Source organism: Maribacter sp. 2-571, assembly GCF_050589625.1.
Classification (GTDB): domain Bacteria; phylum Bacteroidota; class Bacteroidia; order Flavobacteriales; family Flavobacteriaceae; genus Pelagihabitans.
In genome coordinates this window covers 1-14,020 of the sequence record NZ_JBNGOP010000015.1, presented here as the reverse complement: position 1 = coordinate 14,020, position 14,020 = coordinate 1, and the positions used below count along the sequence as shown (strand labels likewise).

Sequence of the window (14,020 nt, the reverse complement as noted above, 5' to 3'; positions counted from 1 at the left end):
AGTACCCCTATGAAAAAACCGCACAGCTACAAGCAATTGTAGTGTGCGGTTTTCTATTGGTAAAAACACTTTGGGTTAGCTGGAAGTAGACCAATAAACTACTTGTACCATAATGGAACCGCTACTCTAGGGTAATGGTCGTTGTAATCGGCTCACCGTTTTTAATATAAGTGATGTCGAGTATATTCGAATGGAGCGTAACGGTATCTACCGCTGTAACCTCCTTAGGTATCGCAATGGCAAAAAGGGTATAGGATTTGGTGCGGTGCTGGCCCGCGTCAATAAACTCAAAAGAGTTTTGCCCATAAAAGCGATAGTCTCCCGATGCCAAGCGTATAAAGTCGAGTCCAAGGCCGCAGGTAGCGAATTCCAGGGCACGCCCATACTGTTTCCCATCCCGATATTGATGCCATACGTTTAGCCAAGGATACTCCCGGGTATGCCAAACATACCCGACAAGCAATCCCTTTTCGGCGTTGATGGCGGTCGCCCAACCGAGTGAATCGGTACTGTCGAAGACATGGGAGGTGAGATAGGTCTTTTTTCGATTTCCGGAAGTTCTGAGGTCGATGGGGCCATCGGGCAATATGCCATTGGGCCATCGAAAGGAACGTTGTTCCAGGCTATCGTAGGAAACTCTCGGATATGCCCCTTTTTGATAGATGCCCGCTCCGGCGTTACTGTCCAAAATCAGATTTTTATCGGAAAAGGCACCGCCAAAGGTAGCGTGTTGCAGCATATTGTACATCCGTGCTATAGGATGCCGGTTGGTTATCGTTTCGGTAACCTTTACCGCCGGGGCATTGGCATATAACTGCAGGGAACGCTCAAAATCGAGTTTTTCGATATTGCCTTTAAAACCTGTGCGGGCATAGTGCGGGGAAATGGAATCGAGCTGCCATATGGTACCGTTCGCTTCGCCATACAAGCGGATGCCGGCCTGCTGCTCCCCTTTGGTGGGCATCCCCCAGGTTCCCAAGCTGATAAAATGGCCTTGGAACGGAAAACCGTTCTTATTGATTTCCGGCTGTTTGGCCACATCCAAGGTCCAATCGAACGGATTTAGGGCATTGTCCTTCAGTCGCAGCGCGGTGATGGCGCCCCCTTTTAGGTCTTGAACGATAGTAAGCAGCCCATTATCAAGTATTATGGTATCCGTAACCCTTTCCGATTGCCGTTGTTGAGCGCTGGTAACCAAGGACAGACCGGTCAAAAAAAAGAACAAAGGGGCCTTGCGAAATGTCATAATTCTTTTTTTATGGGCATCGGTGCATTTACCGAATGCAGCCATTGTTGTATACTGTCTTTCATTGCGGTAGCGGTTTCGGGAAACCGATCGGCCAGGTTTTGGGTTTCTCCAAGGTCTTTTGCCAAATCGTATAGCTCCACACCGTCATCTTCCAACGAAAGTATCAATTTCATATCACCTTGCCGCATGGCGGTCTTCGGTCGGCCGCCCTGATTGCTAAAATGGGGGTAATGCCAATACAGGGCATCTCTTGTTAAAACGGCATCGGTCTCAAAAGCGGCCAACCTGTCCGTACCATCTATTTTCTGTATTACTTTCGGGTCTTCCCTGGTCAACGATAACAATGTAGGGAAAAGGTCGATGGTCGATAACACGGACGAGTTTACCCGGCCACCTTCAAAACGGTCTTTCCAATAGGCAATCATGGGCACGCGCAAACCGCCTTCATATATGGTACCCTTTCCGGCGCGTAGGGGATCGTTTACCGTTGGCTTGCTACCGGCCTCGCCTACGGCAAGTCCGCCATTGTCCGAAACGAACAATACAATGGTATCTTCTAGAAGCCCGTTTTCTTCCAAACTTTTCATGATACGGCCGACCGAGGTATCCATTTGTTCGATCATTGCGGCATATACCGGATTAAAATCGTCGGGGCGAGGGTTGTCCTTGGCCCTGTATTTTTCCACTAGCAGGGAATCGCCCTGTAACGGCAAGTGTACCGCAAAATGGGCTACCGTCATAAAAAAAGTGGTATCCTTGTTCTTTTCGATAAAATCGATGGAATTTTGCGTAATCTCTTCGGTCAAATACGGCAATTCGAAGGCCTTGGTAGTATCCCCGATCTTGTACCACTTATAGGTATCCTTAACGGGCAATAGCTCATAATCGAACCCTTCGGTAACATCAAAACCTTGGAATTCCGGGTCCGATTCCCCAAAAGTGGTATTCTCGCCCAAGTGCCATTTTCCGATCAAAGAGGTTTTATAACCGTCTTTTTTTAATTCTTCGGCGATCGTAATTTCTTTTAGGGGCAAATGGTCGACATAGGTTGCGGGCAATACGGGAGAATCCTCAAGGGTCTTCGTTCCAAAAAGATAATTGGTCAACCCCACCCGCGCGGGATACCTGCCCGTTAAAAGGCTTGCCCTTGTAGGGGAACAAACATGCGCTGCGGCATAGGCATTGTCGAAACGGACGCCCCTTTCGGCGAGGGCATCCAAATGGGGGCTTTCAAAATAGGTGTTTCCATAGCAACCCAGATCGGCCCAACCGAGGTCATCGGCCACGATCAGCACGATATTGGGTTTTTTCGGTTTGGTTTGGGTATCCATTTTTGTTTTGTCACCTTCCCCTTTGCACGAAGTGAATAAAAGCATGATCAGCATGCCTGAAATAGTGTAGTTCATCTTGGATTCTTGTTTGATTGAAATATCCCTAAAAAAAGCCCCTAATTCCTTGCGTTTTCCAAATTGAAAGAGAAATGGAGGCCAAAATCGGCATTTTAGAGTAACCAAACCATAACCAAATTATTTGTATCCTATGGCCGATAGTCCTACCTCGCTTACCGAAAAACTCGCGGAAATCGATGAATATGAAAGAGAACCCGTACCCCGGAAGGCCGTAAAGGGCTTTAAGAGTTTTGTGGGTATGGTGGCCGGAGAACATATTGCGGGAACCGAATTTATCATCGGTCCGCTGTTCGTACTTCATGGGGTAGGCATTTATGATATTTTTTTGGGCCTTCTTTTCGGAAACCTGTTGGCGACCTTGAGTTGGACCTTGATCTGTGCACCGGCAGCGGTGAAAACCCGGCTTACCATTTTTTATCAACTGGAGAAAATTAGCGGTCTCGGGCTGGTTACCATATATAATGTGGTCAACGGAATTCTATTTTGTGTGACCGCTTCGGCGATGATCGGTGTTTCCGCTTCCGCAGTGGGCCTGTTGGTGAATGTTCCCGGTCCCGGACTTACCGATCTGTATCCGACCAGTTTTTTATGGATCTTGATCATTGTTGCGATCGGAATGGTCATCACTATCGTAGCCACCTTTGGTTTTGATCGGGTATCAAAATTCGCCAATATTTTTGCGCCTTGGATGCCCTTGATCTTTTTGGCCTCCGGTATTGCAATGCTTCCTTCCTTGGGGGTCGATTCGGTTGAAAGTTTCTGGGAAATCGGGAAATCCAAAATCTGGACCGGCGTACCGGCCGAAGGCCAGACCAAATACTCTTTTTGGCATGTGCTGATTTTTGCATGGCTCTGCAACAGTTCCATGCATTTGGGACTCGCCGATATGTCCATTTACCGCTATGCCAAAAAATCGTACTACGGGTTGGCATCCGCCTTTGGTATGTTTATCGGGCATTTTATGGCGTGGATCGCTTCCGGGATCTTATGTGCCGTGGCTTTTCAAGCGGGAAATACAAATCCATCGCCTGGTGAAATCGCGTTTATGGGGGCTGGCTTGGCGGGAGCGATTTGTGTGGTGGTGGCCGGTTGGACCACTGCAAACCCTACCATATACAGGGCAGGGTTGGCGGTTCAGGCGCTATTGCCCAAATTTCCGCGTTGGAAGATTACCATGATCGTCGGTATTACCGCAACGATTTTGGCCTGTTCACCGGCCATTATTAGCAAATTAGATCAGTTTTTAGGCCTTTACGCCCTATTGGCATCCCCGGTCGGTGCGGTGGTGATCATTGATATTTTTGTTTTTCCGAAACTCGGCCTACATTGCAATTTTGCATCTTTGCGAAAAATAAACATCAATATTTCCGTATTATTGGCGTGGATCGTCGCCTTAGCGGGCAGTTATAGTATTTACGTATACACCGAAGCGGATTTTTACTTTTTCGTTGCCGTACCCGGATGGATCATCGGTGGATTGAGCTATCTGTTTTTTGCATACCTTCAACAGAACTACCTGACCAAGAAAGAAACCATCGCACCCGCATCATCCGTTAAATCCATTTAAAATGAACGTTCCCAAAATACTCTCCTATATCGGCCTGGCATTGACCATTATACCTTCATTTTTGGTTTTTGCGCAATTGTTGGACCTGGAATGGTACAAAAACTTGATCCTTTCCGGAACCTTGATCTGGTTCTGTACAGCCCCTTTTTGGATCAATAAAACGGAAAAGGAGCGATAACCCTCGATTATCCTATTTTACGGGAAGCCACGTACAGGTTTTTCTGCCGTTCCAATTATCGCTGGAAGCATAGTCGATCATGGTAATGTACCCGTTGGTAACGGGAATCTGAATTTCGATTTGAACAAATGGGCTCGATGGTGTTTTCAATACGCCGTTCACCCTTCCGTTTTTAGAGACAAGCTGTACGGTACTATCAAAAAGAGGGTCGCTGTTCTCATTTCGGGCAAGGACCAACGGCCCATAACGAAGCGCCACATGCCCATCGTTTTTGGGTGCGCTCAAAACACGTACGCCCATATCGAGGGTCAAGGAAACAACATCATCGGCACGCCACTCCCTTGTAAGGGTTTTATAGGTTCCGGGCGTTACTTCCTGATCGACACCATTTAACTGTAATCGGGTATCGGTACTCCACTCGGGTATTCTTAAGCTCAGGGTAAAGTGTTCCGGTGTGCCCAGCTTGGGGCGGAGGGTGATTTTTCCATGTTTTGGGTAGTCGGAGTCGATGTGCAAGGTAATTTCTTGTCCGCTTTTGCCGGTCGTTTTGTACGTTCCCTTGTTGTATAGGTTGACCACTGGTCCGGTTTGGGAATCCATTACCGCTATATAAGGAATATAGGCCAGCCCCATGGGGCCGTTAAGTTCGCAACAGGTAATGCGTCCCTTATTGTAAAAATAGACCCCCCATCCCAAGGGATTGTCCTTAACGCCATTGAGGAGGTTGGAATAACTAAAGGTATCTCCGTTCGACTTTTGTGCGCCGATAAGGCCATTATAAATATAACGTTCCATCATGTCCGCAATGGACGGATCGCCGGTAAGCCGCAATACTTGTGAAGAAAATTTTAACCAGGTGACCCCAACACAGGTTTCCATCATCCGCTCGATTTTAGGGTTGGTCTGCTCGTATGCGGTATCGCCCCAGCACTCCCCATTGCTATGGTAAAGATCATTGCCCCCGTTGCCTACAATGGTAATTTCTTTTGAAGCCACCTTTCGGTACATGTTTATGATCGCCCGCTTGATACGCTCATCACCCGTAACCCTGTAATATTCTGCCAGACCTTCAAAAAAGGAGAGCATTTCATAGGCTTTGGGGTAGGTGCCCCCGGCCATTTTGTGTGGAGGCATGTTCGATAGCGCTTCCGCGACAAGATCGAACCCCTGGGCACCACCACTTGCCACAAGGTATTTGGCGAAGTCCAAAAAACGCTTTTTTCCGGTAAGCTTGTACAGGCGCATGACCGGTTCGAGTATGGTGCTCGATTCAATATTGTTGTGGCTCCAACCGGTGGCCGTAACCGGAGTTTTTGGGGCGGGTCCGATCTGGGAGATCAACGCGTCGGTCTGCCGTACCATGGAAGCCAATACCTCCGGATCTTGGTCGACCAGGGTATAGTAGCGTTCCAGTCCCAACAGCACATATTTTCGCTCCCAAAGGTCGCCCCCTTTGGCGTCGGGTTGGTCGGTAATGGGGGTACAGCTTATGGTTCCGTTCGCACGCTCTTTGGTCAATAGGTCCGAAACCGTTTCGTCCAATAAGGTTTTCAAACGGATGTCGTTTTGATACCTATAGAACATACAGGCCGCCCTAACGGCTTTTCCCCACATTTCTCCCGAAGCAAATTTTGGTCTGCCCTTGGAGAAGAAACTGGCAAATTCTTGATAGGGAACTTTTGCGATGCTCCAATGCGCAATGGTTTTGTTCAGGTTGTTCTCCAAATGTCCGGATAGTTGACAGCTATTGGCTTCCAAGGGGGTAAAAAAATCTTTGGTATGGGTTTGGGCGGCAACATTGATCCAAACAAAAAAGCTTAGCAAAAAGCTATGGACGAGGGGGGTAGGGTTCATTTGTTGGATGTTAAGCATAGTAAATACGTTGGTTTGATGTAAAGCCTCGGTTTACGGGAGCGGCAAACATCGGATTACTCGTTCTCTAGAGGTATCGGGGGCACGCCCGTATGGGTCATAATGATGGGAAGTATCGTGCCATCTTCGTTAAAGTACATTCGGTCGATACAGACCACGCGGTGGTTCCGGTGTTCATTGGGAATAGGTCTTCTATGATAGAGGATGTACCACTCGTCGGTGCCTGGAACGTTGAGCACGGAATTGTGGCCCGCTCCCGTGGCGATTTCCGGATTCGATGCCAAGATCGTAGCAATACGGTCAAATGGCCCCAATGGGGATTTGGCCCTTCCATAGGCCACACGATAGCTGTCCCTACCCCAACTTCCTTCCGACCACATTAGATAATAATGGCCGTCCTTATAAAACATTACCGGACCTTCAACATAGTTTTCGGGCGTAATCTCCTTTAATAGACTGCCGTCGGCAAAGGGTTTTAAAGCGGTGAAATCGTCGTTCAACATACCAATGTTACAATGGCCCCAGCCACCGTACATGATATAATGGGTACCATCATGGTCACGAAAAATACTTTGGTCTATGGGCTGTGCCCCATTGACGACCGTTCCTATGAGCGGTTTCCCGATATGGTCGACATAGGGTCCTTCGGGATGCTTGGCCCGGACCACACCGATACCGCCGACTTCGGTACTGTCGTGTACCTTGGGGTCCCACCAATGGCTTTCGGGGGTCTGTATATCGTTGGCACTAAAGAAAATGTAATAGGTACTGTCTTTTTGAATGGCCGAAGGGGCCCAAACGGCATCTTTCGCCCATTTGACATTGCTAGGGTCGACGACCTTGTCATACTTTGTCCACTGCTTCAGGTCGTTGGACGAAAAAATATCAATGAAGTCCTGTTTTTTCGTAACTCCGGAAAAGGTGGGAAAGAGCCAATAGGTATTTTCAAAAATGGCCATTTCGGGATCCGCATACCAATCGGTCAGTATGGGATTGCTGGTAACGATTTTGGTTTGCGCAACAACACTGGAAATAGCACACAACAACAAGGTACAAACGCCTTTTTTAACAAGGGACATAAGGGATGCTTTAAGCGGTTCTAAAAATTGGGTTTTTGTATCGTACAACTTAGCAGTTTTAACAACTTTCTACCTTTTGATTCGCGAATCCATCGATTTTGACTACTGCTTTTTGTGATATTACCTAACATTTTAGCTAAGAACTAATAAATCCTCAAAAACGATGAAAACAAAAATTACACTGCTCTTTCTTTTTTGTTGTACCGTTTTCCTTCAGGCCCAGGTACAGGTGACCGAGGGCACTGCGGTAAACAACAATCCCGATATGATCGGGTGCAACAACAACACCACACTGATCGAGGAACCGTGGGACAATCCCAATAGAGTTGCCTCTTTAAAAAAATCGAGACTCGGAAATCTCCGATATCCCGGAGGTACCGTATCGGAAAATTGGGATTATCGGAACGATACGTTCTTTCCTGCCAAGGGAACCCCTGGGAGTGAAGATGGTTGGGTAGACCCTTCCAAAATGATCGGTTTTGTAAAGTCGATCATTGAGAACGGCAACGGTAAGGTCAATTCCATAGAGAACTTTGCCAAGGCACAAGAGGCCAATGGGCTTGCTCCGGTATATGTGTTGAACATGACCACCCCAGGGCTGGATTATTATGCCGAGAAATTTGGGGTGCCGGAAGACAGCCCCACGTTTGACCCGTTGCAGCCCGATTGGTGGCGCGCGTTCGAAGACCGTTTGGCACGTAACCTGGAAATGCTGCGGCGTGCGGAGGCAAATGGCATGCCCGTACGCTATTTGGAGCTTTCCAATGAACTTTATTTCGGTGCAGGGGAATATCAGTTCAAAAACTTTCAGGGCTTTCGGGCCGATAATGCCGGCTTTGGTTATCCCGAGGCCTGCCACTATTTTATTACGGAGATCGAAAAAGAGTTTCCGGAAGCCAAGTTTTCCGCTGTGGCCTTTTTTAATACCGACGGATCGTCGGGAAGGCGAAAAAACTTTTGGAACGGGTACGTAATTCCCCGATTGGACCGAAACTTGGTAGATGCATTGACCATGCACGCCTATATCGAATCCGACCCCAATCAGACGGCAACCACACAACCGGAGTTGAACGCGATGCTCAATTCGTTCCGTACCGTTTTTGACCAGGCAAAGGTCAATACCGATTTTGATGCTTTGGTGACCCAACAGAACTGGGATGTTTGGTGGACGGAATACATGCCCAACTTTTTCAAAATAGGGCCCGGTGTCAACCAAGAGCGTTTTAAATGGGAAAACGCCCTTGTAGTCAATTATAATATTGCAAGTTATTTGGAGCTTGCCTCTTCGGAGATTTTGGAAATGCACGAATTCAATGGAATGATTACCACCGATGGCGGTTTAAAAGCTGTTGGCCGGGCAATATCGTTGGCCAGTTTGGCCGTTTCGGGCATGACGGAAAGAAGCCAGCTCTCTTTTTCGGGAACGTCTAACTTGGCCGGTACTGATGTGCCGGAATTGTTCGGGTTTTCTTTTTCAGATCAAAACAACAAAAACTTCTGGATCACCAATGCCAGCGGGGAAAGCAAAACCTTGGACATTTCCGGTCTTGGCTTCTCTGGAAAGGTAATGCATCAAGCAGCGGGCACTTTGGGTAGCGAGGCCGATCCCACGGAAACCGTAACCCTGCCCGATGGAACCATTGTGCTACCACCAAATTCCATTACTACCTTGCTCACTACCGACCTACCGGACATACAGATTACAACTTCTGCGGGAGAAGTATTGGAAAATGGGGCACTTTTTGATTTTGGTACCGTGCGATTGGGCAATAACGGGGTCGAAAACGATTTTGAGGTTACCAATTTGGGGGGAGGAACCTTAAACCTTTCCGATGTTTCGATCAGCGGGCCACAGGCCGCGGATTTTGAAGTAACGCAAACCCCAAATGCCAACCTTGTCAACCGTGAGCGCGGGCAATTGACCATTAGGTTCGCCCCTTTGGCAGATGGCGACCGTACGGCTACCATAACCATTGCGAACAACGATCCCGACGAAGCACCTTTCACGTTTACCGTAAAGGGCAAAACCTCCCGGGCGTTCGCCTTTAACCGATTGGACGTGGTAGTGGTGCAGGACGGTTTTAAGGACATTCGTTTTCGCGACGAAGATGCGGGCGTACAGGGTAGCGGATTGCGATTGACTTCTTTGGGAAGGGTAAATAACGACGACAATTCCGATGGGTTTACCATTTGGAGGGTACGCAATGCTTCCGAAGAAAACAAAGAGGTAGTTTTAAGATCGGTAGACAGCAGCTTTGAATATCCGTTTACCATCAAAAAAAATAAGGAAGCCTTTATCAGGAGCCCCTATGTAACGGGTAGCGCGACCCATACGTTATTTTTTGACGGGAATGGCCTAACGACCAAATCGGCAAGCAATAACCAGTACGCCGATGGCAGAACGGTATTTGTTGCCAAAAACGGTAATGTGGGCGGGGCCTCACCTTCAGGACGGGTGCGCTCTTCCAACGGTATTTTTACCATGGAAGCTTCGGGTTCCGGTATTTCCGGGACCTCGGATCAGTTCCGATATATTTTTGAAAGAATTGAAGGCGATTTTGAGTTCACTACAAAACTGTCCACTGTTCCCGGTACCGGAATGTTCGGTATAATGGTCCGTAAAAATAACGGATCGACCAGGGAAAATGTTTTCTTGGGACTTTCCGAAGCCAGTGAATTGGTATTGCAACGTAGGTTTCAAAGGGACGCGGCTACCGAAGCAATGGCCTCGGTCTCCGCTGCTGCGCCCATATGGCTAAGGATACAACGTTCGGGCAACATTTTTACCGCATCCTATGCGACCGATGGATTAAACTTTACCGTTTTGGAACGTACCGTGGTGGTACTGCCCTTCAAGGTTTCCGTAGGTCTTGCCGGTTCCAGTGGGGTAAACGGCCAATTGGCCACGGCTGTTTTTGATGAGGCCGTTATCGTTCCCGAAGCTAGCGAAAGACAGGGAGATCTGGCCTTTATAGACACCGATACGAAAACCTTGATAAACGACAGTTCGTTCGATTTTGGGTTGGTCGAGTTAAATGCTTCTGAAACCAGACCATTGCGCCTTATCAATATTGGCACCCGTTCGTTGCAAATAAACGCCATAAGTATCGCTGGCGCCGACGCATCGCTTTTTACGCTCGACAGTTCGTTTAGCGGTGCTTTGAGCCCGGGGCAAGTAGCCCAGCTCGATCTTACGTTTACCGCATCGCAGTCAAGCTCGCGAAGCGCTGAACTGATCATAGAAAGCAATGATGCCGATACCCCTATTACCGAGTTGTTGCTTACCGGACAAGGTCCGGGCAACCTTTTGGGCAATGGCGATTTTGAGGCCGCTTCCCGAGCACCTTGGATCAATGCGGGTACTGTTGTGGATGACGCCACCAACTCCAGATCGGGCAACAAGGCCCTTAGGATCTTTATACCGGATGACGCACCCGAGGGCAACCGCTTTTTGGGAGCGGTCCAAAGTGTTGCCGTACAACCATTGGGCCAATATACGGTGCAGGGGTATTACAAGGGAGTGCTGACATCACCGACCGGGGCCGCAAGAATATTGGTCAGGGTCTATGATGCCGGGAACAATGTTATCCAAGAAACGAGTACCAACTTTTTTAGGGACGTACAGCTTTATAAACTCATGACGGCCAGTTTTGCCGTACCACAAAACGGTACGCGGGTGGAGGTAATTCCACAAATTTTGGCGGCTACCGGAAACATTTGGTTCGATGATATCGAAATGGCGGACAATACCAATAACGAGCCGGCCAGTATCCTTAGAAACGGTAGTTTTGATAGTGCGCAGAAAACACCGTGGACCAATGGCGGAACCGTTCAAACGGATGTGGTCAAGCCAGATGGGACCGAGAGTAACATTTTGCGTTTGTTCTTGGCCAATAAGGGCTTTGGAGGGGCGCGCCAACAGGTGAAAGTGACACCGGGAAGTACGTATAATCTTTCGGGATCGGTAAAACGTTCATTGACCGAGGGTTTTGCCCGTTTCTTTGTACAGTACGTTGCGGCGGACGGTAGTTATGTGACCGGTGCCGATGGTAAGAACATTACCAAGGCGACCCCGTTCGGTAGGTTTGGTGGCGTTGATCTGGACTATAAGTTTATAGGGCTCAACGGTATAATTCCGCCCGCAGAGGCCATTGCAATGGAAATTAACTTACAGCTTTTTAACGGACAAGGTTCCGTTTGGTGGGAAGATATTCGGTTGGAAGAAATTTTACCCGAAAACACGGCCACGTTAAGAGCGGATGTACCTTTGGAAGAAACGTCGACGGAAAGTCTTTTTGCCATCTATCCGAACCCTACGGCCAATATATTGATGGTATCCTTTGCAAAGGACACTAGCGATTTGGAAAGTGCAAAAAGTGGCCGACATATCCAAATTTACGATATGGGCGGTCGTATTGTACTTGACCAGGCTACGGGGAATGCGGTATCATCTGAAAAAGAAGTACAGCTTTCGGTTCAGAACCTCAACCAAGGCCTGTACGTGGTCAAAGTACTTTTTGCGGATGGTAGTTCGGAAGAAAAACTGTTACAGATTCAGTAGTATCCATTTTTTTAATCTGATGACGGGCCGGGTGCGATAAGCATTTGGCCCGTTTTTGTTTTAAGTATCGCCGTGGTATAGCAATGATCGGATATGGATGTTTGATAGAAAACGCATCCCTTGAAAACGGATGAAACCCCTATCATATTGTTTTAACCGGAGTCGGTCTCCGTCCAAACATAAGGCTTATCGCCTATGTACATTTGCTGAATAAGGGTTCCGATTATTTGACATGTATTGTTAAAACAGTTGGTGTAGGGTTTGGGATTTACGCCATCGAAAGGGTATATTTCATCGTTATAAGTACCGATCCGTATGAAACTATTCGCTTCTTGAACAGTTCTGGTTAAAGGACGGTCAATCCTGGTTGTATTTAAACATGGTTATCGGTCTGTTTTGAACATTTGCTCAAAAAACCTACCTATAACGTACCCTTAAAAAACTCCAAGGCCATTACCAGGGTCTTTTGATGTATTTCGCCCCTATTGATTTTAGGGTGGTCAATCGTGATCGCAGGTGCTACCTGTTTTCCGAACGGAGTGGCTTCGTTTAAAAAAATGTAGTGTTGCACGTTCTCATTAAAAAGATGGATTTTGCTGGATTTGATCAGGGAATGGTATTTTTCCGCATTTTTGTTAACGGGAGCTACCTGGTCGCCTTTTCCGGCTACGATAAAAATAGGGGCGGTAATCTCTTTGGTCTGATCTACGGTATGGAATCCAAAACCGATTGCGGGAGCCATTACAAAAAAAGAGGTAATTCTATCGTCTTTTACCAGGTCCTTATATTTACGGTAAGAGGAAACGATAAGACTATCTTTCTCAAAATCGATAACCTCGTCCGTTTCCGGAAACTCGGCGGGCATTGCCCGTTCTGTACCATGTTCATTTTCGTGTACTGTTCGATCTACATGGCCGCCAGCGAGGGCAATGTTGGTATAGCCACCCAACGAAAAACCGACCCCGCCTATTTTTGAGCTGTCGATTGCAAATGCAATATCCTTATCTTCAAGAACTTGGGTCAGCACGTATTGAACATCGATCGCCCTTTCCCACCACTTTACAAATTCCCTTGGTATTCTATTGAAAGTAGAATTTCCGTAATGATCTAGAGAAACCACCATGTAGCCCTCCTTTACCATGGCCTGGATAAACCAGGTCAACGAAAACCGGTTTCCCCCTGTCCCATGAGAGACGATAAGGAGCGGAAACTTTTGATTGGGAATGCTGGCATTCGGGATGGTCTTTATGGTTTTGAACAGTTCTTTTTTATTCTCTTTTGGCCTTGTTTCAAGAGCATCGTCATGGGTGGGGTACCAAATTTCGGTGGCCAACGGTCGATTTCTTGATGCATCTTCGAACAGTACCGATTTTTGTCCTATCCTAAAGGTATTTTTCTGTTGTTGTGCATTACAGACAAGTAGGGAGATCAGCATTAAAATTAGCGGTCCATTTTTCATGTATTGGTGAATTGGTTTAAGATATAGATGATGCAAAACCCAAATTGTTACAGTACTTTTTAAAATGTTTTTTCATACCATATGCGATACTATGGGAGGGAGAACTAGATCCAAGGGCAAAAGCTATTTTGTGGATATAGCCTTTTTTAAATTGTAAGGTATTGATAAACCTAGGCGACCCCAAGCGATTATCCAAACCATCAAAAAGGATACCCCGGGCCCTGATCCTATCGTAATAATACTCAGCAGCGATAGTGGCCTTGAAATTTCCGGGGCAATGGACATTCACACGAAGAACCAATTTATGAAAGGGGGAAAATCTTGAGCTTGCCAAATTGTAAACCTATCTAGGCCTTTTTAATACCATTTGTCCAATAATTTAGTCTTCTTGTTCCATCCTATTCCATTTTTTTTTAGAAGACGACCGCATCATGTGGGAAAAAGTATTTGGACTCCTATCCGAATAAAAAAATACGACTATGGGAGGTTTCCTTCAAATTCCCAAACCATGAAAAGCCGGTATCGGAATGGTCTCCAAAGGGTATGTCAACGAATATTCCGGGCAACACAACGGATCTAAAATCCGTGTGCCTCAATCGATACGTACAACTCCTTACAAGTAAAAAACCTACAACACCTACAATCC

9 protein-coding genes are annotated in these 14,020 nt (G+C 47.2%); 3 read left to right on the top strand and 6 right to left on the bottom strand.

Annotated elements, in window-relative coordinates:
• Window positions 1-121: 121 nt before the first annotated feature.
• Window positions 122-1,246, bottom strand: a complete 1,125-nt coding sequence (locus tag ACRD7P_RS12045; protein WP_430907869.1) for a hypothetical protein — start codon at window positions 1,244-1,246, stop codon at window positions 122-124.
• Window positions 1,243-2,655: a sulfatase gene (locus ACRD7P_RS12040; RefSeq protein WP_430907868.1), complete on the bottom strand. Its 1,413-nt coding sequence runs from the start codon at window positions 2,653-2,655 to the stop codon at window positions 1,243-1,245. Before ACRD7P_RS12040 ends, ACRD7P_RS12045 begins: the two co-directional genes overlap by 4 nt.
• Before the next feature lie 133 nt (window positions 2,656-2,788).
• On the opposite strand from ACRD7P_RS12040, the gene ACRD7P_RS12035 reads away from it, so the two are divergent.
• Together ACRD7P_RS12035 and ACRD7P_RS12030 are read left to right on the top strand one after the other, a co-directional pair.
• Entirely contained in the window at window positions 2,789-4,225 is a 1,437-nt protein-coding gene (locus ACRD7P_RS12035; RefSeq protein WP_430907867.1) for a purine-cytosine permease family protein, read from the top strand.
• 1 nt (window position 4,226) lies between these two features.
• Window positions 4,227-4,403, top strand: coding sequence for a hypothetical protein (locus tag ACRD7P_RS12030; protein ID WP_430907866.1), 177 nt, complete (start codon window positions 4,227-4,229; stop codon window positions 4,401-4,403).
• A gap of 12 nt (window positions 4,404-4,415) precedes the next feature.
• On the opposite strand, the gene ACRD7P_RS12025 is transcribed toward ACRD7P_RS12030, so the two are convergent.
• Window positions 4,416-6,257 carry a beta-L-arabinofuranosidase domain-containing protein gene (locus ACRD7P_RS12025; RefSeq protein WP_430907865.1) on the bottom strand — a complete coding sequence of 614 codons (1,842 nt, stop codon included), beginning with the start codon at window positions 6,255-6,257 and terminating at the stop codon, window positions 4,416-4,418.
• A gap of 74 nt (window positions 6,258-6,331) precedes the next feature.
• Entirely contained in the window at window positions 6,332-7,354 is a 1,023-nt protein-coding gene (locus ACRD7P_RS12020; RefSeq protein ID WP_430907864.1) for a glycoside hydrolase family 43 protein, read from the bottom strand.
• A 163-nt stretch (window positions 7,355-7,517) separates the two neighbouring features.
• On the opposite strand from ACRD7P_RS12020, the gene ACRD7P_RS12015 reads away from it, so the two are divergent.
• Window positions 7,518-11,915, top strand: a complete 4,398-nt coding sequence (locus ACRD7P_RS12015; RefSeq protein WP_430907863.1) for a choice-of-anchor D domain-containing protein — start codon at window positions 7,518-7,520, stop codon at window positions 11,913-11,915.
• Between the two features lie 421 nt (window positions 11,916-12,336).
• Here ACRD7P_RS12015 and ACRD7P_RS12010 read toward each other — a convergent pair whose 3' ends face one another.
• Together ACRD7P_RS12010 and ACRD7P_RS12005 are read right to left on the bottom strand one after the other, a co-directional pair.
• Window positions 12,337-13,374, bottom strand: coding sequence for an alpha/beta hydrolase family protein (locus tag ACRD7P_RS12010; protein WP_430907862.1), 1,038 nt, complete (start codon window positions 13,372-13,374; stop codon window positions 12,337-12,339).
• Window positions 13,375-13,829: 455 nt separating this feature from the next.
• On the bottom strand, window positions 13,830-14,020 hold a 191-nt coding region (locus ACRD7P_RS12005), incomplete at its 5' end, for a hypothetical protein (RefSeq protein WP_430907861.1).

Bases quoted from the DNA above. Each gene is read 5' to 3' on its own strand.
- ACRD7P_RS12020 (WP_430907864.1), bottom strand. From the start codon at position 7,354: ATGTCCCTTGTTAAAAAAGGCGTTTGTACCTTGTTGTTGTGTGCTATT.
- ACRD7P_RS12015 (WP_430907863.1), top strand. From the start codon at position 7,518: ATGAAAACAAAAATTACACTGCTCTTTCTTTTTTGTTGTACCGTTTTC.
- ACRD7P_RS12030 (WP_430907866.1), top strand. From the start codon at position 4,227: ATGAACGTTCCCAAAATACTCTCCTATATCGGCCTGGCATTGACCATT.
- ACRD7P_RS12040 (WP_430907868.1), bottom strand. From the start codon at position 2,655: ATGAACTACACTATTTCAGGCATGCTGATCATGCTTTTATTCACTTCG.
- ACRD7P_RS12010 (WP_430907862.1), bottom strand. From the start codon at position 13,374: ATGAAAAATGGACCGCTAATTTTAATGCTGATCTCCCTACTTGTCTGT.
- ACRD7P_RS12025 (WP_430907865.1), bottom strand. From the start codon at position 6,257: ATGAACCCTACCCCCCTCGTCCATAGCTTTTTGCTAAGCTTTTTTGTT.
- ACRD7P_RS12035 (WP_430907867.1), top strand. From the start codon at position 2,789: ATGGCCGATAGTCCTACCTCGCTTACCGAAAAACTCGCGGAAATCGAT.
- ACRD7P_RS12045 (WP_430907869.1), bottom strand. From the start codon at position 1,246: ATGACATTTCGCAAGGCCCCTTTGTTCTTTTTTTTGACCGGTCTGTCC.